The sequence below is a fragment of the Chryseobacterium cucumeris genome, from assembly GCF_001593385.1.
GTDB lineage: Bacteria > Bacteroidota > Bacteroidia > Flavobacteriales > Weeksellaceae > Chryseobacterium > Chryseobacterium cucumeris.
Genome location: NZ_LUVZ01000002.1, coordinates 80,718 through 102,935 on the forward strand (window position 1 = coordinate 80,718; position 22,218 = coordinate 102,935).

General features: G+C 36.5%; 20 protein-coding genes. 18 read left to right on the plus strand and 2 right to left on the minus strand.

Annotated features, from left to right (window positions below; all coding sequences use genetic code 11):
• Positions 1-3 precede the first annotated feature (3 nt).
• Positions 4-759, minus strand: coding sequence for a UbiA prenyltransferase family protein (locus tag A1704_RS06620; protein ID WP_065119565.1), 756 nt, complete (start codon positions 757-759; stop codon positions 4-6).
• A gap of 18 nt (positions 760-777) precedes the next feature.
• On the opposite strand from A1704_RS06620, the gene A1704_RS06625 reads away from it, so the two are divergent.
• From A1704_RS06625 to A1704_RS06670, 10 genes are all read left to right on the plus strand, one after another.
• On the plus strand, positions 778-6,720 hold the full coding sequence (locus tag A1704_RS06625; protein WP_062671744.1) for an alpha-2-macroglobulin family protein: 5,943 nt from the start codon (positions 778-780) through the stop codon (positions 6,718-6,720).
• A gap of 156 nt (positions 6,721-6,876) precedes the next feature.
• The gene (eco, locus tag A1704_RS06630; protein WP_062671746.1) at positions 6,877-7,365 is read left to right on the plus strand and encodes a serine protease inhibitor ecotin; all 489 of its coding nucleotides are present in this window, start codon (positions 6,877-6,879) and stop codon (positions 7,363-7,365) included.
• A 531-nt stretch (positions 7,366-7,896) separates the two neighbouring features.
• The gene (locus A1704_RS06635) at positions 7,897-9,315 is read left to right on the plus strand and encodes a TolC family protein (RefSeq protein WP_062671748.1); all 1,419 of its coding nucleotides are present in this window, start codon (positions 7,897-7,899) and stop codon (positions 9,313-9,315) included.
• A gap of 11 nt (positions 9,316-9,326) precedes the next feature.
• Entirely contained in the window at positions 9,327-10,283 is a 957-nt protein-coding gene (locus A1704_RS06640) for an HlyD family secretion protein (protein ID WP_062671750.1), read from the plus strand.
• Positions 10,284-10,349: 66 nt separating this feature from the next.
• On the plus strand, positions 10,350-11,558 hold the full coding sequence (locus A1704_RS06645) for an ABC transporter permease (protein ID WP_062671752.1): 1,209 nt from the start codon (positions 10,350-10,352) through the stop codon (positions 11,556-11,558).
• Positions 11,559-11,846: 288 nt separating this feature from the next.
• Positions 11,847-12,302 carry a DUF1569 domain-containing protein gene (locus A1704_RS06650; protein WP_062671753.1) on the plus strand — a complete coding sequence of 152 codons (456 nt, stop codon included), beginning with the start codon at positions 11,847-11,849 and terminating at the stop codon, positions 12,300-12,302.
• A gap of 10 nt (positions 12,303-12,312) precedes the next feature.
• Complete coding sequence (locus tag A1704_RS06655; RefSeq protein WP_062671755.1) at positions 12,313-12,783, plus strand: hypothetical protein; 471 nt, start codon at positions 12,313-12,315, stop codon at positions 12,781-12,783.
• A gap of 71 nt (positions 12,784-12,854) precedes the next feature.
• Entirely contained in the window at positions 12,855-13,226 is a 372-nt protein-coding gene (locus A1704_RS06660; protein WP_062671757.1) for a VOC family protein, read from the plus strand.
• Positions 13,227-13,243: 17 nt separating this feature from the next.
• Positions 13,244-13,792 carry an SRPBCC family protein gene (locus tag A1704_RS06665; protein WP_238590585.1) on the plus strand — a complete coding sequence of 183 codons (549 nt, stop codon included), beginning with the start codon at positions 13,244-13,246 and terminating at the stop codon, positions 13,790-13,792.
• 31 nt (positions 13,793-13,823) lie between these two features.
• Positions 13,824-14,273 (plus strand): VOC family protein, encoded by a 450-nt coding sequence (locus A1704_RS06670; protein WP_062671761.1) that lies wholly within the window; start codon positions 13,824-13,826, stop codon positions 14,271-14,273.
• A gap of 91 nt (positions 14,274-14,364) precedes the next feature.
• Here A1704_RS06670 and A1704_RS06675 read toward each other — a convergent pair whose 3' ends face one another.
• Positions 14,365-15,210, minus strand: coding sequence for a T9SS type A sorting domain-containing protein (locus A1704_RS06675; RefSeq protein WP_062671763.1), 846 nt, complete (start codon positions 15,208-15,210; stop codon positions 14,365-14,367).
• A 314-nt stretch (positions 15,211-15,524) separates the two neighbouring features.
• On the opposite strand from A1704_RS06675, the gene A1704_RS06680 reads away from it, so the two are divergent.
• The 8 genes from A1704_RS06680 to A1704_RS06715 all read left to right on the plus strand — a co-directional run bounded on the left by A1704_RS06680 (position 15,525) and on the right by A1704_RS06715 (position 22,175).
• Positions 15,525-15,851, plus strand: coding sequence for a hypothetical protein (locus A1704_RS06680; protein ID WP_062671765.1), 327 nt, complete (start codon positions 15,525-15,527; stop codon positions 15,849-15,851).
• An 18-nt stretch (positions 15,852-15,869) separates the two neighbouring features.
• A complete protein-coding gene (locus A1704_RS06685; protein ID WP_062671767.1) occupies positions 15,870-16,502 on the plus strand; it encodes a hypothetical protein in 633 nt (210 codons plus the stop codon).
• 21 nt (positions 16,503-16,523) lie between these two features.
• Positions 16,524-17,300, plus strand: a complete 777-nt coding sequence (locus A1704_RS06690; protein WP_062671769.1) for a sensor histidine kinase — start codon at positions 16,524-16,526, stop codon at positions 17,298-17,300.
• A gap of 11 nt (positions 17,301-17,311) precedes the next feature.
• Positions 17,312-18,001, plus strand: a complete 690-nt coding sequence (locus A1704_RS06695) for a response regulator transcription factor (RefSeq protein ID WP_062671771.1) — start codon at positions 17,312-17,314, stop codon at positions 17,999-18,001.
• A 141-nt stretch (positions 18,002-18,142) separates the two neighbouring features.
• Positions 18,143-18,535: a DUF1398 domain-containing protein gene (locus A1704_RS06700; protein WP_062671773.1), complete on the plus strand. Its 393-nt coding sequence runs from the start codon at positions 18,143-18,145 to the stop codon at positions 18,533-18,535.
• A 131-nt stretch (positions 18,536-18,666) separates the two neighbouring features.
• Positions 18,667-19,344 carry a DUF2490 domain-containing protein gene (locus A1704_RS06705; protein WP_062671775.1) on the plus strand — a complete coding sequence of 226 codons (678 nt, stop codon included), beginning with the start codon at positions 18,667-18,669 and terminating at the stop codon, positions 19,342-19,344.
• 77 nt (positions 19,345-19,421) lie between these two features.
• The gene (locus tag A1704_RS06710) at positions 19,422-20,426 is read left to right on the plus strand and encodes a bestrophin family protein (RefSeq protein ID WP_062671777.1); all 1,005 of its coding nucleotides are present in this window, start codon (positions 19,422-19,424) and stop codon (positions 20,424-20,426) included.
• A gap of 135 nt (positions 20,427-20,561) precedes the next feature.
• Complete coding sequence (locus tag A1704_RS06715; protein ID WP_062671779.1) at positions 20,562-22,175, plus strand: Na+/H+ antiporter; 1,614 nt, start codon at positions 20,562-20,564, stop codon at positions 22,173-22,175.
• The last annotated feature ends 43 nt before the right edge of the window (positions 22,176-22,218 follow it).

Below are 22,218 nucleotides of genomic sequence, written 5' to 3' on the forward strand. Positions count from 1 at the left end.
TCGTCAAAAATACTCCATTATTACTAAAAATAAAAAAGGAAGTGCCGAACAAGTTTCCACCCCGAACGAATAATAAGCGTCATCTCTTTTATTTTCAGAGAAATAGATGAGAATATAAGTTATGATACTGGCCATAAAAAAAGCAAGCGCATATTCCAAATCAAGATAAAAAGCAGAAATGATACTGCTGACGAAAACAAGTGCATAAGCAATGTACTTGGTATTTTGTACCCCAATCAGCATAGGAAAGGTTTTTACGGTATCGCTGTTCATATCGCGGATATCAAAAGGAAGCACAAGTGCGGTGATAAAGAAAAAGCTGATAAGAAAAATAGGAATACTAAATTCAGGAAGGGTAAGCCAGCAATTAACCAATGCCCATACTAATCCTACGTAAAAAACTTTCAGTAAAGGAATTTTCCGGATATAAACATCAAGAAAAAAGCTATTATAAAGTAACCCCAGCACAACAATGACAAACCATTTCAGAAGTCTTATTCCATTATGATTATGAATGATTAAAAAAGCACAGATGATTCCTGCAATGGCGTTGATGATCACTATTCTGAAAAAATATCTGGTATATTGATATTTAGTATACAGATAGCCACTGAAATAAGTGATGAAAATAAGTGCAAAAGTAGGGAAACGGAATGTGTTTTGCTCTTTCATGAAAAATACTGCAAAAAGAGTTCCCATAAGAGAGACATAAACCTGGCTGTCTATGACGGTTTTTTTCAGTATTTTTAAGATGTTCATTTATCAAAATTAATATATATGAAAAGATTTTCCAAGATTTTTCTGCTTTTGCTTGTAATGCTGAGCTTTTCAATGGTATCCGCACAGAAATATTACGATACCCAATGGAAAAAAGTAGCTGATAACAGTGTGAAAGGAGCTTATAAATCTAATCTTCCCATTATTTTAGACATACAAAAACAAGCCATGAAAGAAAATAATGCCTTCGAGCTGATCCGTTCTCTGAAAGCGGAATTCAGTATTGTAAACCAAACCGTTGACGATGATCAGAATGATGCTGCTTCTCAGTTTTTTAAAAGACTTAAAGAGGCAGAAGGAAAAATAAACGGAGAAGGTAAACTGGTGTACAAAGTTCTGCTGAATGGCTTTTTTATGGATTATTACAACCAGAACTCATGGAAAATAAACGGAAGAACCAATATCAACTCTCAGGATGTTTCGCAGATTGAAACCTGGAGTAAACTTGATTTCAAAAATTATCTGACGAAAAACTTCCAGGAACTTGATAAAGAAAAACCTGAAATGAGAAAGATCTCTCTGGAAAAGTATAAGAATATCTTTTCAGAAGCAGGAGACCTTGTTTATTTTCCGACATTGGCGGATTGGTATGCCGTTAAAAAAATAACGTTTCTATCTGAAAACAACATTTTTACCAAAAATGAGTTGACAGCCAACCGTACAGCAATCAATGCAATGTATGATGAACTGATCGAACAGAATACGGGAAATCCAAAGTTGTATTTCATGAAAGAAAAGATAACGGAAAACTGTAATTTCAATCATTGCAAGGATAAACTTCAGCAGCTTCAGAATCTTTTGAAATCTAATATAGAGGGAGATTATAAAGTGTTGATTATGGGAGATGTCATGGATGAACTCACTAATCAGAAGAAACCTAAAGAAGCTCTTGCATTAGCGGCACAAGCTAAAAGTGAATACCCGAAATCTCTTTTTCTGGAGAATATCAAAAGCAAAGAAGCACAGATTGTCAATCCGTATCTGACTTTAAAATATGAAGCACAGACGCAGAATAATCTTCCGATTCACTTTGTAGTACAGTATCAGAATGTATCAGAATTTACTCTGAATATTTATGAAGTAAAAGACGATTTTACTTCGTTAATTCGATATGTTCAGGATTCATATTCAGATACTTTTAGCAAACTAAAGAAGAATCTTGTAAGGAAGGAAACATTCCAGCTTCCGGATCCTAAAGATTATCAGAGTCATAAAACTACTTTGGAAGTGAAACCCCTTCCTTCAGGAGTGTATGTCGCAGAATTTACAGTTGCAGGAGCAGATATGAAAGATACAGACTCCAGACATAATTTATATTTTCTGGTTTCCGGAAACAAGATTATTTATCAATCCAAAACGGATAGAAGCCCTCTTTCCGACGAGTTGAAATTGGTGAATAGTGAGAACGGTAAGCCTTTGGCTAATGAAGGGCTTCGGTTTTATGAATTTGTTTCCAATAAGACTCTAACTAAAATTGAGGGAACAACCAATGCCAACGGAGTATTTAAGCTTCCTGCTACAGACAGCAAAGAATATTACAGAACATTCCTGATTCAACAACCTAAAACTAATGATTTCCAGATCATGCAGGTGTACGGAAACAGAGGATATGCCGATGATTATAATCCAAATAAACAAACGCGTTCAACGGCTCAGATTTTTATCGACAGAGGGATCTATCGTCCCGGACAGACTGTTTATTTCAAGGTGATCAACACCAGAATGAATAAGGAAGTTGAAGCAGTTCTTTCAGGACTAAAACAAAAAATCTCTTTATTAAATACCAATAGTGAAGAAGTTTCTTCACAAGATTTTACCACTAATGAATTCGGTTCTTATCATGGAAGTTTCATCCTTCCAAAAGGAAAACTGAATGGTAATTTTTACTTGAGAATAGAAGGGGAAAGTGCTGGATATAAAAATTTCAGGGTAGAAGAGTATAAAAGACCAAAATTTGAAGTGACCTTTGATCCCGTTAAAGACGAGTACAAATATGGCCAGACGATAGAACTGAAAGGAAAAGCTGTTATGTTTTCCGGTGTTCCGCTGAGTAATACAGCCGTAAACTATGAAATCAAAAAACAGAATATCCGATGGAGATATTTCAGCTGGTATCCGCAGAATGATGATAATGAAAACTCGATTCTGGGCGAAGCAAAAACCAATGAAAAAGGAGAGTTTACGATTCGTTTGGAACTTAAAAAAGATGAAAAGCTGGAAGGAATACAGATTGATAATTATGCCATCAATGCTTCTGTTACAGACATCAACGGGGAAACGCAGACTGCCAATACTCAATTAAAAGTAGCTTCGGTTTCTCATTACATTCAGGCAGAAAATATCAGCAATACTTTTACAGACGAAAATGTAAAAGTAAAGGTGGAAACCAAAAATTATAACGATCAGAATCTAAAGAAACCTTATCAGGTTAAGTTATCGAAGCTGACTGCTCCGGACAGGATCTTCAGAGATAATTTTAAATCTGATGTTCAGAATCTTCCGAAATATTCAAAAGAAGAATTTATCAGCAAATTTCCACATGATCTTTTTGATAAAAATGATGAGATCAAAAACTGGAAAACCGAAAAAGTATTGATTGAAAAACAGCAGCAGCCATCCGCTGATAATTCTCAGGCAGCAGCAAGTCTTGATTTAGGAAAACTGGAAGCAGGGGATTATGAACTTGAACTTTTCAATATTGAAGGAAAAGATACGATCAAAACTTCACAGTATTTCAGTGTTTGGGATAAAACCGTTTTAAAACCCACTCAGAAAACATTCCTTACAGTTATCGCTCCCAAAGAAGAATTATCAAGAGGAGAAAAAGCAAAAGTGTATGTTTACTCAGCTGTTCCTGATGCTTTAATCAATGTTTTTGTACAGGACGGATCCGGAAAAACCGTTTCTGAAGTTCATCAGATGAAAAAGGGAATATTAGAATACACGGCTGAGATTTCTAAAGATAAAAGTGTTTCAGATCTGAACCTTCAGTTTCAGCTGGTAGCATTTAATGATGTGAATACAGAATCTGTTTCCTTAAAAATAAAAGACACAGAAAAACCTTTAAAAATTGAAACCGTAACCTTCAGAGATAAGCTTGAACCTAACGCTAAGGAAAAATGGACGGTAAAAGTTACCGGAAATGACAAGGAAAAGATCAATGCCGAGGTATTAGCGAATATGTATGATATATCTTTGGATCAGTTTGCTAAAAACACGTACAGCTGGAGAAAATTATATACTCCATTTGTAATGGTGACTTCTTATGGAATCAGAAATTATCTGCAGCAGCAAAACTATCAGAAGAGATTAAAGTATTTTGAAGACAGATATATAACTGTTCCTCAGTTTAACTGGTTTGATGGAAATTATTATTCAATTTCAAGGGAAACTATAGTAGGATTTAGCAATCAGGAAGGAGTGAAAGCTCCTGCGTATGCATCTCCTCCGTCACCAATTGCTGGTGCCAAATTTAAAACAGCAAGAGCTGCCGTGGCAAAAGAAGCTGTGGTATTGAATGATAGTGCGATTGATCTCCTTGATTCAGGAAGACAATTGACGGAAGAGAAGAGAAAAAGATATACAGACGTTCCTGGCTCTGTTGATGTAGAGAAAGACTTGGATAAAGTAGCTGTTCGTCAAAACCTGAATGAAACAGCATTTTTCTATCCAGATCTAAAAACCGATATAGAAGGTAATGTAAGCTTCGAGTTCACTTCTCCGGAAGCATTGACAAAGTGGAAACTGATGTTCCTTGCCCACACCAAAGATGCAAGAGCAGCTACGTTGGAAAAAGAAGTGGTAACGCAGAAAGAATTCTCAGTAACGCCAAACTATCCTAGATTCCTGAGAGAAGGAGACGAGTTGAATCTACAGTCGAAGTTATCCAATCTTACCGATAAAAAATTGAATGGTTCTGCCGAATTACAGATTCTGGATGCCTTTACCAATGAAAATATTTCTTCGAAGTTTGGAATCACTTCCGGAGTACAAAACTTCAATCTTAATGAAAACGGAAGCAGTGCGTTAACATGGAAATTAAAGGTTCCGGATGATGTTTCTTCTGTTATTTTCAAAGTGGTGGCCAAAACGGGAGCTTATTCTGACGGAGAACAGCAAGCCATTGCTGTATTGCCTAACAGAATGCTTGTGACGGATGCTGTTCCGGTTTTTGTGAAAGAAGGCGAAACCAAAACATTTGTATTAGATAATCTTAAAAATAATACATCCACAACGGCTTCCAATGTTTCCAATACGTTGGAACTGACAACCAATCCGATCTGGGAGATCATGTTTGCCCTTCCAGGTCTGAAAAATGATCAGAATAACTCTGCAGACGTAATCTTTAACAAATGGTTTGCAGATGTTTTGGCTTCAGAAATTTTCAAAGCCAATCCGAAAATGAAAACGGTTTTTGAAGAATATCAGAACAAAGGACTATTACAGTCAAATCTTGAAAAAAATCAGGAGTTGAAACAGTTGCTGCTTGAAGAAACTCCTTGGGTATTGGAAAGCAAAAATGAAGGCGAGCAGATGCAAAAGCTGGCATTGCTGTTTGATGTCAACACGATGAAAAACTCCATTAATCAGGATTGGGATGATTTCAAAAAACTACAAAATCCTGACGGTGGATTCTCATGGTATCCCGGCTATCCAAGTTCTTACGGAACGTCATTGTATATCCTTAAAAACTTAGGAAAAATCAATTCCTGGTTAAAAGATAACGTGAAAGACTATCAAAGTGCTGATCAGAAAGTTCTTGTAGCAAAATTGATTCAGTATGTAGACAATGAAGTGGCCAAATATTATGATGTGAAAAAAGACAATGTCTGGAACAACTGGGCGATCGATTATCTTGATACCAGAAACTATTGGGAGCAGCAATATCCTTTAAAAGGAAAAGGAGCTACCCTGAAAATGCTGGTAAAGCAAAAAGCAAAGACAGCTAAGATCAACGACTTTACATTCTTCGGGCTTCACCGCGCGGCATTATTGATGAACGATTATGGTCTGAAAGAGGTGTCAGATAAGTTAATGACTTACCTTAAAGAAACTTCCACAGATACCAAAACACAAGGGGTCTACTGGAAACAAAACCTGAATGACTGGGGATGGTTTGGTTCCAAAGTAGTTAACCATGCCGGAGCACTGGAAGCCTTCAACAAATTGAAAGCTAATGATCAATCTTTTATTGAAGATATGAAGATCTGGCTGGTAACCCAAAAAGAAGTCAACTCATGGGGAAGCTCAAGAGGAACAGCTGAGGTGATCTTTACCATTTTGAATTCAGGAAAATCATGGACGGGTACAGAAAGTGATAAAGCAACGATTGTTTGGGGTGGAAAAGAACTGGCTCCTCAGACACAGGCAACTGGTTATGTAAAATCAACCGTGAAACCGGAAGCTATAGATAAAAATTTAGCCACCGTAACGGTTACAAAACCTGGTCCCGGAATTGTGCAGGGAGGATTGTTCTGGCAATATTATGAGGATCTTGATAAAATTAAATCTTCTGAAAATTATATTTCTGTAACGAAAGAGCTTTATAAAAAAGTGAAAACGGTAAACGGAGAAGAGCTTCAGAAAATTTCTTCTGAAACCCCGTTGAAAGTAGGTGATAAGGTAACTGTAAGGATGATTCTGAATACAGACAGAGCGATGGAGTTTATTCATATTAAAGATATGCGTGCAGCAGGATTTGAGCCTGTAGATGTATTATCCGGATATCAATGGAAAAATAATCTGGGCTACTATCAGTCGACCAAAGATGCTTCTACCAATTTCTATATTCAGTATATGCCGAAAGGAAAATATGTATTTGAATATGATGTAGTAGCCAATGCATCCGGAAAATTCTCCAACGGAATTACAACGATGCAGAATTATTACGCACCGCAGATGAATGCCCATACAAAAGGAAGTAATGTAACAATTTCAGAGTAACTGATGAACATAGAAGACTGTAGTAATTTTTTTTTACTACAGTTTTTTATTTCTAGATTTTTAATAAAAATAGAATTAAATCGAAAACCAAACAATTGTTTAATTTGGAATGGTTTTTGGAATTAAGATAGTAGCAATTAAAAAAATTATTAAAAGATGAAATTTTCTAAAACTTTAATCACAGGATTAGTATTAATGGTTGGAGTAAATGCTTTCGCACAAAAGAAAGCAGAAAAGTTTGAAAAACTACAGATTGAAATGTTCCCAAAAGCAAAAGAAGGTTATAAGCAAGTATATATTCAGCTTCCCATAGCAAAAAATGAAAACGATTTAAAAGTTGAGCTTTTTGTAGGTGCTGAAAAGATGTTAGACTGTAATAACTATTTCTTAATGGGAGAAATGAAAACTCAGGACCTTCAGGGATGGGGATACAACTATTATGAAGTAGAATCTAAAGGGGAAACGGCAGGAACACTGATGGGCTGCCTGGATAAAAAACAGACTAAAAAGTTTGTGACTTTAAAACCTGAAATTGTAAGGTATAACAGTAAACTTCCATTGGTATTCTACGTACCGAAAGACATTGAAGTTCGTTACAGAATTTTACGCCCTGATGCTGCCATGAAAAAAGCAGTTCAAAAATAAATCAGCTTATTATAATGATACAGAAAACTCCTCACAGCGATGTGGGGAGTTTTCGTTTTTTTCAGGGTAAAATAATTCGTCATGTCTTTGCTCTAAGTGAAACGCCCTTGCGAACGAATTCAAAGCTATTGAAGTTTTGTTTTTTATTAAACGGGCTAAAGCCCGTTCCTATTAAATATTGTTTTTCACAGATTTTATAGATTAAGAAATTTATTATACAAACCTATCCATCCAGTTTGTCATTCCGAAGGAATCCAAATTCCAAATTCAGAATGATTTTTTCCAGAGAATGTTCTTTTCTTCCTTTGTTTCCTGAAAAAAGTGTCGTAAAAATAATACAGAAAAAGTAGAGTTAAAATTTTTTTCAGGTTTTCTAGTATTTAATTAACATTTAAACGACTCCGACAAAACTTTATTTTATAAGGTTTTAAACTTAAACATATTTTAAACTTACTTTAAATTCACTACCTTGTTGAATTATCTTTAAGTATTTTATCTTTTTTTGCATTATATTTGTTATAAACATAAACCATGAAAAACAATTTATTGATTTTTACGTTTAGTTTTTTTGCTTTCCCCGCTTTTGGCTGGGCACAGTCTGCGCCGGATTTTAAAGAACTTCTGGATAGTGCTATGGTTCGGGACTCGAACCTTAAAATGCAGATTACCCAAAATAAGCTTACCGATCTTGACGAGCACAAACTGAAGGATATCTTTCTTCCAACCCTGGAATTGAGCGGTCAGGCCGGTTATCTTAACGGAACAGCAAGACTGACGTCCCCGGAATTCAATCTCGCTCCCTTTATCAATATTCCCGAAGGGACTTTCAACAATAATTTCAATGTATCCGGATTTTCAGGTATTGCCAAGGCAGATGCCAAAATGCTGCTGTATTCAGGAGGAAAGGTGAAGTACATGAAAAAAGCGGTGGAAGAAAAGAAAAAGTCTGAAGATATCCTTCTGGAAAAAACAAAAGATGAGGTGATTGCCACCATTTCCAAAGCCTATGATCAGTTAGCATTGATTCATCAGTCTAAAAAGGTTTTGGATGAAAGTAAAAAAAGATTGGATATCAACCGAAAAACAGCTGATAAAGCGCTTGGCTATGGTTTGATAACGCCTTATGACCATAAGAAAATTGAACTCGCTCAGGCTACTCTGGATGCTAAAATGGTAGAATATGACGGGAAAAAAGAACTTCTTCTTACCCAGCTTTATATTTTGACAGGGATTCAAAGAGAAAGGCTCAGAATGATTGATCCTGTATTATCTCCTGTAGAATTGCTGGCTGCAGAAAAAGGAATTGAGCAGAGAGCTGAAATTAGAGCTCTGGAACATGGAATCAGTGCGGCAGACTATAAAATAAAAGCAGAAAGAAAGTGGATGATTCCTAAAGTACAGCTGATGGCTTCTGCCTATTATATCGGATTGTACGGGAACAGAATAAAATCTTCGGAAAATGTAATCCCTGCTGTGCCAATTCTTGGATATGAAGGTAAAAAGCTGGATTGGAGACCCAATAATATCAATGTATTTCCATTGATTACTGCGGGGGTTGGTTTTAAATGGGAAATCTTTGATGGTAAAGAAGGAAAACATGCTGAAGAAACTGCCAAAGTAGGCAAAGAAGTATTGCAGAACCAGAAAGAAGACGCCCTGAAAAAACTGACCTTGAATCTGGCTAATAATCAAACCAATTATGATATCGCTTCTGCGCAGATTACCCTGAAAGCCAAAGAAAAAGAGCTGGCTAAAAATGCACTCGTACAGGCAGAAAAAGAATTCAGATACGGAATGAGCAAATCTTCACAGCTTATTGATGCCGAAAATGATCTGGAAGTTGCAGAACTGGAATATCAGAATGCCATTTTCAACCAGAGAAGAGCGGGAATAGAACTGATGAGATCTACCCAGGAACTGGATATCACCAAATTTTATTTAATCCCTTAAAAATTTAAATGATGCATAAAAATATATCTATACTCTTCGCTGCTCTGTTTTTATTGGGGAGCTGTGACAAAAAAAACGAGAAAATCAAAGATCCGGAAGGAAAAACCAAAAAGGATGTGATCTCTTTTGCCCCTAAAGTTACCGGAAGGATTCTGAAAATATATGTTTCTGAAGGTCAGACTGTGAAAAAAGGAGATACCCTGGCTCAGCTTGATGTACCGGAAGTTTCTGCAAAAATTGCACAGGCGCAAGGAGCAGTAAGTGCGGCTACGGCTCAGGAGCAGATGGCAAAAAACGGAGCGACAGCCGATCAGATGCGACAGCTTCAGGCCAAATATAAGGGATTGAAGGAACAATATGAATTTGCTCAGAAATCATACAGAAGAGCCAATAATATGTTCCGCGATAGTTTAATGTCTCCACAGGCCCATGACGAAATCTACGCAAAATTACAGGGCGCAAAGGCACAATATGATGCTGTAGTGGCAGAACTGGATGATGTGAAAAGAGGAACCCGTTTCGAAAAAGTAGAAATGGCGGCCGGACAGGCATCACAGGCTAAAGGCGCTTTACAGGAAGCAAATGTAGCCTATTCCGAAAGATATATCATTGCCACCAATGATATGGAAATTGAGACCATCAGCTTAAATACGGGTGAATTGGCAACTGCTGGTTTTGCTCTGTTCAACGGATATATTCCGGAGAGTACGTATTTCAGATTTACCATTCCTGAAAGTGCTATTTCAAAGTACAAAAAAGGGCAGGAGGTTACCATGCAGGTAGTCTATAACAAAGAAAACCTGACAGGAACTATCGTGTATATCAAACAGCTGACAAAGTATGCAGATATCACCACGGCTTACCCGGATTATCAGTTGCAGGATGCGATATATGAGATCAAAGTAAAACCCAAAGACATGAATAAGGCTAAAAATATTTTAGTCAATGCCAATGTAATCCTGAAATAAATTGAAAAGGACAGATGAAGCTTCTATAAAATTTCATTTCGTTCTTCCACTTATAAAAATATACAAATGAAAGAATTTTTCCGTCTTTTAAAACGAGAGTTCAAACTTTTTATCGGCAATTCTACCTTAAGGACGGTGTTCTTTTTGGCACCGGTTTTCTATGCCACCTTGCTGGGGTTTGTCTACAAAAGCGGAAAAGTTGAAAATACTCCTGTTTTGGTTGTTGATAGAGACAATACACCGTTATCCAACCAACTGACGGAAATGCTGGATGATAACAAAAGCATCAAAATTATCAGATATCTGCAGGAACCTCTCAGTATTAAAGATGAGGTGATCCGGCATGAGGCTGCTGCGGTAGTAATTATTCCCTCAAGATTTGAAGGAGATATGCTGCAGAAAAAATATCCGGAACTGAATGTTTATATCAATACAGGGAACGTTTTAACAGCAAATTTCGCATCGAAAGCGCTTCAGCTGACCATAGGAACATTTTCTGCCGGAGCTTCCATCAAAGCTCTTCAGAAAGCAGGAATGCCCGCTGTAAAGGCTGCAACACAATACGAACCTTTCAAAGCCAATTATATAACCCTTTTCAATACAACCGGAAACTATCTGATCTTTATGTGGCCGGCAATGTTGGCAGTCGTGTTACAGCAGGTTATTTTATTAGCAATGGCAGTGAGTTTTGCTGCAGAATTCGAAAGAGGATCTTTTGTGAAAGAATATTTAAAAATGAAAAAATGGGCCTTCCCAACCATGTTGATTAAAGTCATTCCGATCTGGGTGTTTTCTGTTCTTATTGTAGGTATTTATTACTTTATGCACATGATTTTCCATGTTCCGATGCCGGAAGGAATACTCAATTTTATTCTCCTCACAGCGGTATTTGTGGGATCAGCTTCATTTTTGGGAGTATTCATCAGTATTCTTATTCCGGATGCTTTGAAGGCGACACAAATCCTGATGGTCATTGCTTCGCCGGCTTTCATTATCAGTGGTTTTACATGGCCTTTAAATGCAATGCCTGCTTTTGTACAGTTTATCGCGAATATTATTCCGTTGACTCCCTTTTTACAGGCTTTCAAGATCTTATTGATTCAAAAAGGTTCGGTAGAGCTTACTTTCCCATATCTGAAACACTTAAGCATCCTTTTAGTAATATATGCGATCATAGGCTGGATTGCTTTAAAGATCAAACTATGGTTTATTTTCAAAAAATCTGGACCCCAGGAAATTACAACTGAGGATACTTCTCGGGAAGAGATAGAGTAGTTTTTGGTTAATTTGTTGCTGGTTTTTAAGTTAGAGGTTGATATGATGCTGGTTTGCTGGTTACTTTTGTAGTATATAGGCTGGCAGATGATCAGTATCTATACCCGACAAATTAAAGAGCAGGGAAAAATATGTAAAAAATAATCGAAAAATAGCCGAAAAACTTTCGAACTCGAATCCCGTACCCCGTAACTAGTATCTCATAACAAGAACCCCTCAATTTTTTCATTCAACAATAAAATCAAACAAAAAAACTGATATATTTGTCCATAGTAAAATAGAAATTATATGGAAAATGTATTTGATGCAAAAGATGCTCAAAACTATATAGATAGGATCAACAAATTGGTAGAAGATACTCACGGTTTGTGGGGGAAAATGACAGTAGACCAAATGCTGGCACACTGCTGTATTACCTATGAAATGATCTATGAACCGGAAAAACACAAAAAACCGGGAGCCATTGCAAAATTTATACTAAAAACTTTTGTAAAACCTAAAGTAGTGGGAGAAAAAGCATATCCAAGAGATTCTCCTACCGCTCCACAGTTTTTGATTACCACCAGAAAGAATTTTCACGAAGAAAAAACAAGGCTGATAGGGTTCATTCAAAAAACGCAGCAGCTAGGAGCGGACGCTTTCGATGGTAAAGAATCTTTTTCTTTCGGAAAACTGAATTCCCAGGAGTGGAATAATATGTTTGCCAAACATCTGAATCACCATCTTGCACAATTTGGCGTTTAAAACACACACTATGAAAAAATTTTTATTACTCCTCATTCTGACGGCTAATTTTGTATTAGGGCAGATGCCGGATATCTCAAATACATGGCTGAACAATAGTAAACCTTATATAGGAACCATTGGAAATAAAGGCCAGGAACTGAAACTGAAGATCAATATTTCTGAACAGAATAAAAAGAATGATCAGGAATATTTCGTTTCAGGATATTCTCTTGTGGATACCAGTTATGCAAAATTTGAAGGGAAAATTACCATTTCAAAATATAAAGATTCCAAAAAACAGGGAACAGTATACGGAGAATATGAGCTGGCAGAAGAGAATAAAGGAAAACATTCCGGACTTTTCAAAGGGAAGTTTGTCTACAATTTCAAATGGAATAGAAAAACAGAGAAAATTGAAGAGCAGCACATCGAACTTACAGGCGATTGGAAAAGTTATGACGGAACCATTGAATTTAAGACCCATCTTAAAAATCAGTAAAACAACCTCATTATCTTCGACTTAACAATACCCCAGACCTCGGGGGCTTACTTTAAAAACTTACAAACATTATGAAACTAGGCGCATTTTCAATTAGCTTAAGCGTAAAAGATCTTCAGAAGTCAAAAGACTTTTACGAGAAGTTTGGGTTTACAACTATGGCAGGAACAGAAGCACAAAACTATCTGATCATGAAAAACGGTTCTACACTGATAGGCCTTTTTCAGGCAATGTTTGATGGAAATATGCTTACCTTCAATCCGGGATGGGACGAAAATGCACAGAATCTGGAATCTTTTGATGATGTGCGTGAAATTCAGAAAAGATTAAAAGAAAACGGAGTAGAAATCGGTAGAGAAGCCGATGAAACCACCTCCGGGCCGGAACATATCTATCTGAAAGATCCGGATGGAAATATGATTCTTATAGATCAACACAGATAATAATTAAAAACACATTGATGATGAGAACATTTAAACGTATTTTTTTACTATTAGCCACATTACTAATCATTTTGCTGATTTGGGCTGCTTTTATTCCTGGTGACTGTCAATATGAAAAATCGATTTCGATTAATGCACCTGTGGAAAAAGTATGGCAGAATACCAATACCCTTAAAGCAATGGATCAATGGAGTCCATGGAATGATCTTGATCCGGGTATGAAAAAAGAGTGGACGGGAACAACCGGGCAGCACGGAGAAAAAGTTTGCTGGGACAGTAAAAATAAACAGGCAGGAAAAGGCTGCCAGGAATTGGAAAAAGTAGATGAAGCTGGTAAAAGAATAGATACGGCAATCAAATTTCTTACCCCTTATGAAAGTGAAGCAAATGCTTACGTAACAGTAGTTCCGGAAGGAAACGGTAGCAAGGCAACATGGGGATTTACTTCTGAGATTCCTTATCCGTTTACCTTGATGAAGCTGTTTATGAATATGGAGGATGCTCTTGGAAAAGATTATCAGAAAGGGCTTTCAAGATTAAAAACCTTATCTGAAAAACCTCAATAAAACAAACTCAACTTAAAAAAACAAAACAATTATGGCAACAGTAAACGTCTACCTGACATTCAACGGAAACTGCAGAGAAGCATTCGATTTTTATAAATCTGTTTTCGGGGGAGAATATCCTTACATCGGAACATTTGGAGAGATGCCGCCAATGGAAGGAAAAGAAACACCTGAAGAAGATAAAAACAAAATCATGCACGTCTCTCTTCCGATCTCTAAAGAAACGATTTTGATGGGAAGCGATACAGGAGGAGAGTGGTCTTCCAACTTCAAGGCAGGAAACAACTTCTCTATTTCTGTGAATGCAGAATCTAAAGAAGAGGCAGACAAATTATTCAGTGGTCTTTCTGCAGGCGGACAGGTAACAATGCCAATGGCTGATACCTTCTGGGGAGCTTATTTCGGAATGTTCAGCGATAAATTCGGAATCAACTGGATGGTAAATTATGACGATCCCGCTAAAATGCAGCAGCACCCATAAGATTCATATTGGAGTTCAAAATATTCAAAAACCGACAGATAGCTGTCGGTTTTTTTAATGATTGACTGTAAGTAATTTATAAGGAATTGCTTTATTTCTTTTTAATAATTTTGTAGCTTCCTGACGCTGTTGTGATGAGGTAAATTCCTTCAGGGAGTTCACTTATATCAAACTGATTTTTATCTTTTTCAGCTGCTGCAGATTTCATCAGTTTTCCAGACTGGTCGTATAATGAAACTTTTTCGTTTTTCCTTAGGTCATCCATATAGAAGATACCGGTAGTTGGATTCGGATAAATATTCCCTTTGCCTTTGAGTGAATTTTCTGAAGTTCCCAGTGTGGAAATTTTTGTCCATGTAAATGCATCCAGGCACATATAGACATATCCTCCGGTGGATTGCAGCTGGATTTCATCAATGGTAGTATTACTGTTATTCTGATTATTTAGGGTGGAAAGATCAATCAGGGTAAATCCGTTGTTGATGCCTGTCGTTCCCGTAGTTGCATTAAATGTAGTGTTAAATCCGGATGTTTTTGTGGTGGTGAACTTTGTAACTCCCCCTAATTTTCCCGTAATAATAAGTGTTCCTGATGAGGTAGACTGGTTTAAAGCAGTATTGCTTAAAAATACCCAAAACTTTGACACCGTGAATGCAGAATTGCTTTTAACACTGAAAGAGGGAGAGCTGATATTGGTTGTTCCTGTATTGTCGATATAGACATTATCATTAGCTGTTCCGTTCCAGCCGGTGTTTGGATAATTGCCCTGAATTCTGAAAGTTCCGGCCTGTGATACGATATTGAAAGTATATCCGTTGCTGGTAAAGCTTGTGCTGCCGCCAGATGAAGTTTCAAAAGTCACAGTAGTTGTCTGTGCACTGGTCATTGTAATATTGCTTAAGAAAGCAAAGATTCCAAAAAAGATAATTTTTTTCATGATACAGATTTTTTAATGTTTAAAGAAGATCATAAGCTTCCCGTACTGTTGATGTGCTCATGAGTTTTTTCTGTAAAGGATACCACAAAGTAACCGAGAAATACAAAGTGACAACAGCGTATTAAATGCCGAATTGAAAAACAGGTAGAAATACGCAATTTCGTTGGTTTTTATTATTATAATTTTGAAAAAAGAATATTATGTTAATTAAAATGAATGTATTTCACAGTATGGTTAGTTTTTTTCATAACTTGTAATGTGTAGCTGAAGTAACTTATTCTAAACCTATTATATAATTTAAAACGAGAAAAACTATGGAATTACCTAAACATGCAGTCTCATTAGATGATGCTAAAAAATGGATCAGCAATTGGCAGAATACAAAAATTATCGATGGAACATCTATCCGGGCTCATCTTATTCCGGCAAAGGATGTTCATGATATTTTTATTGACGACAAAGGATTTGCGAGATATCGGGGTTATAATGCCATTACCGATGAAGGCGAATTTAAATTTCTTCTGGTAGGAGTAGATGCAGATAACAATGATATTGTAAACTATGACAATGGAGATTATGTCTATGATATGACCACACCTTGTCCAAGCGTATGTTCTGCTGCAAAATGGTGGAACCTGTAATCTGAAAACTGGAGATCATTGGATCACTGGATTGAAATATTGTCGTTAATAGGAAAAGGCATTCTGCTGATTAATCTGGCAGTATACTGTATAGGCTTTTCCGGAGGAGGAAAAGCCTATACATACTTCATCAGCTATTTGGCCTGGATATTACTATGTGAAATTGTTTTCTATGTATTGAATTCACAGAAGATTAATAATCTGTTTTTTTCACATTATTATCTGATAGGCCAGTTTTTGTTACTGGGATTATTCTTTCATGAAATTGTAACGGAAAAATACCAGAAAAAAACAGCACGTACACTTTTAATTATCATTCCCGTAGTTCTTGTTATACAGTATATCATATACCCCGAAAAGTATTATGTTTTTAATCTTTTTGAAATTTTTGTCACATCTTATTCAATCATAATTCTGGCATTATTTCATTTATATAATATACTGGATACCCAAAAGAAATACAATTATATAAGCCTGGGACTTTTACTTTATCTGATAAGCAGTACTGTAATATTTTTGTCCGGAAACCTCTATACGGTGATGAATAGAAAACTGCATAAAGAGATCTGGGTTTTCAATGTTGTTATGTTTATTGTGTATCAGATTTTTATTCTGATAGATTATCTGTCTTCCCGCAAAAAAAATGTGTAATTACTGTTATGATTTTACAAAATGAATGAGAATACAATTATTTCCACTATCGTTTATACCTTTCTGGCATTTACCTTACTGGCCGTCACCCTGATCATATTTTATTATTTTTCGAATAAGAAGATAACAAGAAACCTTATTCAGAAAAAAGAACTGGAGGTGAGATATGAGAAAGATCTTACCCATGCTATCATCAGTGCTCAGGAAAAAGAAAGGCTGCGCATTGCTCAGGATCTGCATGACGATATCAGCTCAAAACTCAGTGTGGTTTCTTTAAATATCCATCTCCTGGATTTTGATAATCTGACAAGAGAAGAATACAACGATCTGAAAAATAAAATTATACATCTGGTCAACAAAACAGCAGAAAGTGCCAGACAGATCTCGCATGATCTCCTTCCTCCGATTTTAGAAAAATTTGGACTCCATGCTGCAATAGATGCATTGTGCTCAGAAATTAACCTGTCCAAAACTCTGCAGGTTACTTATTCCAACAGTTTATACTTTGCAAAAGCAGAAGAAGAAAAAAATTTACATATCTTTAGAATACTTCAGGAGCTCATTAACAATTCCATAAAACACGGAGAAAGTACACATATTGATATAGAATTTTTGGGAAAAGACGGAAAAAATACCTGTATCTATAAAGATGATGGGAAAGGATTTGATCTGAATGAAAATACTTTGAAAGAAGGATTAGGCTTAAGAAATATCAGGAGCCGGGTAGAACTGATCAATGGAACACTGAAAATTGAAAGTGAAAACAATAAAGGAATCACTGTAGAATTTACATTTTAAATCATTATAAAATGGAAAAGGATATAATTCGTGTCATAATTGTAGACGATGAAGCACTCTTTCGTCAGGGAATTTCATTGTTGATACAGAGAGAAAAAGATATTGAACTGGTAAGTGATTTCAGCAACGGCAAAGAGCTGCTGGATGAGCTTGTAACCCTGGAAAAACTGCCTGATATAATCCTGATGGACCTCAATATGCCGGAAATTAACGGAGTAGAAGCTACCAAACAGATCCACATCAAATATCCCCAGATTAAAATTATTGCCTTAACGAGCTATAACACGAAAGCATTTATTGTCAATATGATACAGTCCGGGGCCTGCTCCTTTCTTAAAAAAAACTCAAGCCCTGCAGAATTGCTCACGGCAATCCGGGAAGTACACAGCAAAGGTTTCTTTTATAATAACGAGGTAATGGAAGCCTTACATCAAAACCTTACAGAACCTAAGAAAAAGGTTTCCAGTATTTTTGATGCCAATCATATTTCCAAAAGAGAAAAAGAGGTATTGGAACTCATCTGCAAACAGTACAACACTTCTGAGATTGCGGATCAGCTTTTTATAAGCTCCAGAACCGTTGAAGGTCATCGAAACAGCCTTCTGCTTAAAACAGGAGCCAAAAATACTGCAGGCTTAGTGGTATATGCCATAGAAAGTAAAATTGCAGATATGAATTATTTAAAAGATAGGTTCGAATAAATAGTCATACAGCTGTTTTCATTAAAAATTAATTGAAATTTATATTTTCTGATTAAATTAGCTTTTGTTTTGATAAACAGAACACAATGGATTGTTTATAAAAAAACAATAATTTATAGTTAAAACAGAAAATACAAAAGAATGAAATTTACAATTGAAAACATCAAAGCAGAGCACCAGAAAGTAAAAAGCGGAGCCGATTTTCCTAAATATATTCAGAATATAAAAACGTTGGGGGTTTCTCACTATAAGGCGTACGTTCAGGATGGAAACACAGAATACTTCAATCACGAAAATCAATCTGTTCATACAGGAAAAAAGTATGATTCTCTTGCTGTTTCCGATACTTTAAATCTTGAAAATTTTAAAATAAGACTGAAACTTCATCAACAGGGAGGAACAGATTATATGACTTTCTGTAAAGACTGTGCCGAAAACGGAATCAAAGGTTGGACGATGGATCTTCAGGCGATGACCTGTACTTATTTTGACCAGAATGAAAGTGATGTTCTGACCGAACAGGTTCCAGGATAATCTTTTACAAAAAAACGGATGCAGACCATTGCATCCGTACTTCTTTCCATTAACTTATAAAATATTGTTTGCTATTATTGATTTAAAATATTAATTTTGTTAAAAACGATAGATAATAGTAATTGATAAACATGAGAAAGGTTTTTACGAAGTTGGCATTCACTGTATTAGGTTTGGAATCCATTTTGACATTTGCTCAAAAAAATGATGTTGGAGCATGGTATATGTATTTTGGAAATAATAAGATCAGCAAGAAACTGAACTGGCACAATGAAATTCAGTACCGTAATTTCGACGCTGTTGGAGACCTGGAACAGTTACTGATCCGTACAGGAATCGGGTATGATCTTACAGAGAACAATAACAATGTTTTATTAGGATACGGTTTCATTCTCAGCCAGCCTTACGTAAACGGTGAAAAAAAAGAAAATATTGAACACCGAATCTTCCAGCAGTATATTACTAAGCAGAAATTCGGACGTTTCTATCTTCAGCACCGTTATCGTTTGGAAGAACGCTTTCTGGAAGATGATTTCAGAATGAGATTCCGTTATATGCTGGGAGTCAATATTCCGATTACTCAAAAAGAGATGCTGCCGAAAACCCTTTACGCATCAGTATACAACGAAATTTTTCTGCACTTCGATAGTCCGGTTTTCGACAGGAACAGAGTGTATGGAGCTTTAGGATATGTCATCAACAAAAATATGAGGATTGAAGCAGGGTATATGAACCAGATTCAAGAGAACAGAAACCGGGGACAGATTCAGATTGGTTTTTATAATAATATCCCATTCACTAAGAACTAATAAAACTGTTACTGAATGCTGTGAGGAAAACCATTATCTGAAAATAGATCATCATAAACATTATAAAATAAACACTTATGCATTCAGGAAAAAGATTCGGAGCCCGCGAGTTCATTATCTGGACCAGAAGAAGTATTTACGCTTTGGTCGTACTATCAGCCATTCCTACAGTCCTGTACTTTTTAGGCTGGAAGTTTCTTTCTGTTCCCTGGCAGCCAATTGCCATTATGGGAACAGCGGTTGCCTTTATCGTTGGATTTAAAAACAATGCCAGCTATAGCAGACTTTGGGAAGCAAGACAGATTTACGGAGCGATTATTAATGACAGCCGCAGCTTTGGATATATTCTGAGAGATGCATTGTTCTCAAAAGATCCCGGTAAAGTAAAAGAAATGTTTCTTCGGCATTATGCATGGCTTACTGCATTGAGATTTCAGCTCCGTGAACCGAGAGCATGGGAAAATATGGGAACAGATCAGTTTGATGAATATGCTAAAAAATATGACATTCCCGAGAGACTGGCCACACTGGATGAAGAATTGAAGAAATACCTTTCAGAATCTGAACTTCAGTATATTTTGAGCAAAAAGAACAGAGCGACTCAATTGATGGCAATGCAAAGTAAGGATTTGTCCGAAGCGTATGAAAAAGGAGAAATCAATGATTTTCAATGGACACAGATCAACCAGCAATTGGTGAAGTTTACCGATAATCAGGGAAAGGCAGAAAGAATTAAAAATTTTCCCTATCCAAGAAATTTCTCTTCCATCACCACGTATCTTTTGCTTTTATTCATTGTTTTTGTGCCTTTCGGATTATTGAAAGAGTTCGATAAATTAGGTGAAGGAACCATGGTAGAAGGCTGGACATTGTGGTTCAATATTCCATTTTCTTTACTGGTAACATGGTGCTTCCATACCTTGGACAGCGTGGGGGAGGCTTCGGTAAATCCTTTTGAAGGAAGTCCCAATGATGTTCCTATCACTCAGATCAGCCGTACCATTGAAATTGATATGAGAGATATGCTGGATGAATCTGATCTTCCGCCTGCCATTGCTCCGAAGAATAATATTGTGCTTTAGATTAACCTTTTATGATCTTAGATATAGATTAATGACAGACTTCAAATATATCTAAAACCTATAAGGTTTGGGTAATAATAAATATTTGATATCCCATACAAATAACACTTAAACTTAAAAAAAACTTACTTAAAAATGATTCACAGCTATGTTATAATATCCATTGCAGTACTGCTGTCTGTGATGATATTGGTAATGATCGGCCAGAAATTAAAAGTTGCTTATCCTATTTTCCTTGTTATTGCAGGATTGCTGATAAGCTTTGTGCCGGGCATGCCGCGTATTGAAATAGAACCTGATCTTGTCTTTCTGATTTTCCTTCCGCCTATTTTGTTTGAGGCCGCATGGTTTACTTCATGGCAGGATTTTCATAAATGGAGAAAACAGATTTTTTCGATGGCCTTCGGACTGGTGTTTTTAACATCCATAGTCGTTGCTTATCTTTCATCTTCCATTATTCCAGGGCTTACTGTAGCTATGGGCTTCTTGCTGGGAGGAGTAAATTCTCCGCCGGATGCTGTTGCAGCTACTTCGGTATTGAAGCATATGAAAATACCTAAAAAGATCACCAATATTCTGGAAGGCGAGAGTTTGATCAATGATGCTTCCAGTTTAATTGTATTTAAATTTGCTCTGGCCGCCGTTATTTCAGGACAGTTTATCTGGAGAGATGCCGTTCAGGATTTCTTCACGATGGCGATCGGTGGAATTGCTGTGGGAGTGGCAGTAGGCTTCCTGTTTGGAGCTCTATTAAAAGTTATCCCGACCAATTCCAATATCGATACCATTATTACCCTTATCGTTCCTTACATTATGTATGTGGGAGCAGAACATTTTCATTTTTCTGGAGTATTGGCAGTGGTTGCCGGAGGTCTGCTGATGTCCTATAATTCACATTGCTATTTAAGTCATACCTCCAGAATACAGTCCGGAAATGTTTGGAGTGTTTTGATATTTCTGATGAATACCATCATCTTTATCCTGATTGGTCTGGAACTTCCGATTGTAGTGGAAGGAATGAAAGAATATACCATTTCAGAAGGTATTTTCTACAGTGTAGTGATTGGCGGAGCGATTATCGGAACAAGAATTTTGTATAGTTACGCATTAATGTATTTCCCAAGAGTCTGCTCTAAAGAATTAAGATTAAAAGTTCCCAAACCGGATTGGAGAGAGCCGTTTATCATCAGTTTTGCAGCAATGAGAGGAGTGGTTTCACTGGCTGCAGCCTTGTCAATTCCTGCTTTTTTACCAAACGGAGAAGCGTTTCCGCACAGGAATATTATTTTATTTGTCACTTTTGTGATCATATTGATTACCTTGGTAGGGCAAGGTTTATTGTTGGCTCCCATCTTGAAATTATTAAATATTCAGGATGCAGGAAGTGAATTACCGGAAGAAAAACAGGAAGTAATCCTTATGCGCAAACTGAAGGAAACAGCTTTGCACAAACTTGATAATGACTTTTCTGAACTAGCCGTAACCAACAGTCTGGTTCGTCATCAAAAGCACAAGTTGGAAAATGAAATGATGCTGATGGCTGATAAAGCACAGTGTATGGCTTCCACAGGAGATTATGTAACTGCTATCAATGAAAATAAAGATGTCCTCCGACAGATCATTCAGGCGCAGAGGAATGAATTGCACAGAATGAAAAGAGAAAAGATATTTGATGATCACGTGATGAGAACCATTGAAATGCAGTTGGATTTTGACGAAGCCAAGATCACAGGTTTTTCACATGGATAATTACAAAATAAGCCACAAAAGTCACAAAAGGATAAAAGTTAAA

Bases quoted from the DNA above. Each gene is read 5' to 3' on its own strand.
- A1704_RS06620 (WP_065119565.1), bottom strand. From the start codon at position 759: ATGAACATCTTAAAAATACTGAAAAAAACCGTCATAGACAGCCAGGTT.
- A1704_RS06625 (WP_062671744.1), top strand. From the start codon at position 778: ATGAAAAGATTTTCCAAGATTTTTCTGCTTTTGCTTGTAATGCTGAGC.
- eco (WP_062671746.1), top strand. From the start codon at position 6,877: ATGAAATTTTCTAAAACTTTAATCACAGGATTAGTATTAATGGTTGGA.
- A1704_RS06635 (WP_062671748.1), top strand. From the start codon at position 7,897: ATGAAAAACAATTTATTGATTTTTACGTTTAGTTTTTTTGCTTTCCCC.
- A1704_RS06640 (WP_062671750.1), top strand. From the start codon at position 9,327: ATGCATAAAAATATATCTATACTCTTCGCTGCTCTGTTTTTATTGGGG.
- A1704_RS06645 (WP_062671752.1), top strand. From the start codon at position 10,350: ATGAAAGAATTTTTCCGTCTTTTAAAACGAGAGTTCAAACTTTTTATC.
- A1704_RS06650 (WP_062671753.1), top strand. From the start codon at position 11,847: ATGGAAAATGTATTTGATGCAAAAGATGCTCAAAACTATATAGATAGG.
- A1704_RS06655 (WP_062671755.1), top strand. From the start codon at position 12,313: ATGAAAAAATTTTTATTACTCCTCATTCTGACGGCTAATTTTGTATTA.
- A1704_RS06660 (WP_062671757.1), top strand. From the start codon at position 12,855: ATGAAACTAGGCGCATTTTCAATTAGCTTAAGCGTAAAAGATCTTCAG.
- A1704_RS06665 (WP_238590585.1), top strand. From the start codon at position 13,244: ATGATGAGAACATTTAAACGTATTTTTTTACTATTAGCCACATTACTA.
- A1704_RS06670 (WP_062671761.1), top strand. From the start codon at position 13,824: ATGGCAACAGTAAACGTCTACCTGACATTCAACGGAAACTGCAGAGAA.
- A1704_RS06675 (WP_062671763.1), bottom strand. From the start codon at position 15,210: ATGAAAAAAATTATCTTTTTTGGAATCTTTGCTTTCTTAAGCAATATT.
- A1704_RS06680 (WP_062671765.1), top strand. From the start codon at position 15,525: ATGGAATTACCTAAACATGCAGTCTCATTAGATGATGCTAAAAAATGG.
- A1704_RS06690 (WP_062671769.1), top strand. From the start codon at position 16,524: ATGAATGAGAATACAATTATTTCCACTATCGTTTATACCTTTCTGGCA.
- A1704_RS06695 (WP_062671771.1), top strand. From the start codon at position 17,312: ATGGAAAAGGATATAATTCGTGTCATAATTGTAGACGATGAAGCACTC.
- A1704_RS06700 (WP_062671773.1), top strand. From the start codon at position 18,143: ATGAAATTTACAATTGAAAACATCAAAGCAGAGCACCAGAAAGTAAAA.
- A1704_RS06705 (WP_062671775.1), top strand. From the start codon at position 18,667: ATGAGAAAGGTTTTTACGAAGTTGGCATTCACTGTATTAGGTTTGGAA.
- A1704_RS06710 (WP_062671777.1), top strand. From the start codon at position 19,422: ATGCATTCAGGAAAAAGATTCGGAGCCCGCGAGTTCATTATCTGGACC.
- A1704_RS06715 (WP_062671779.1), top strand. From the start codon at position 20,562: ATGATTCACAGCTATGTTATAATATCCATTGCAGTACTGCTGTCTGTG.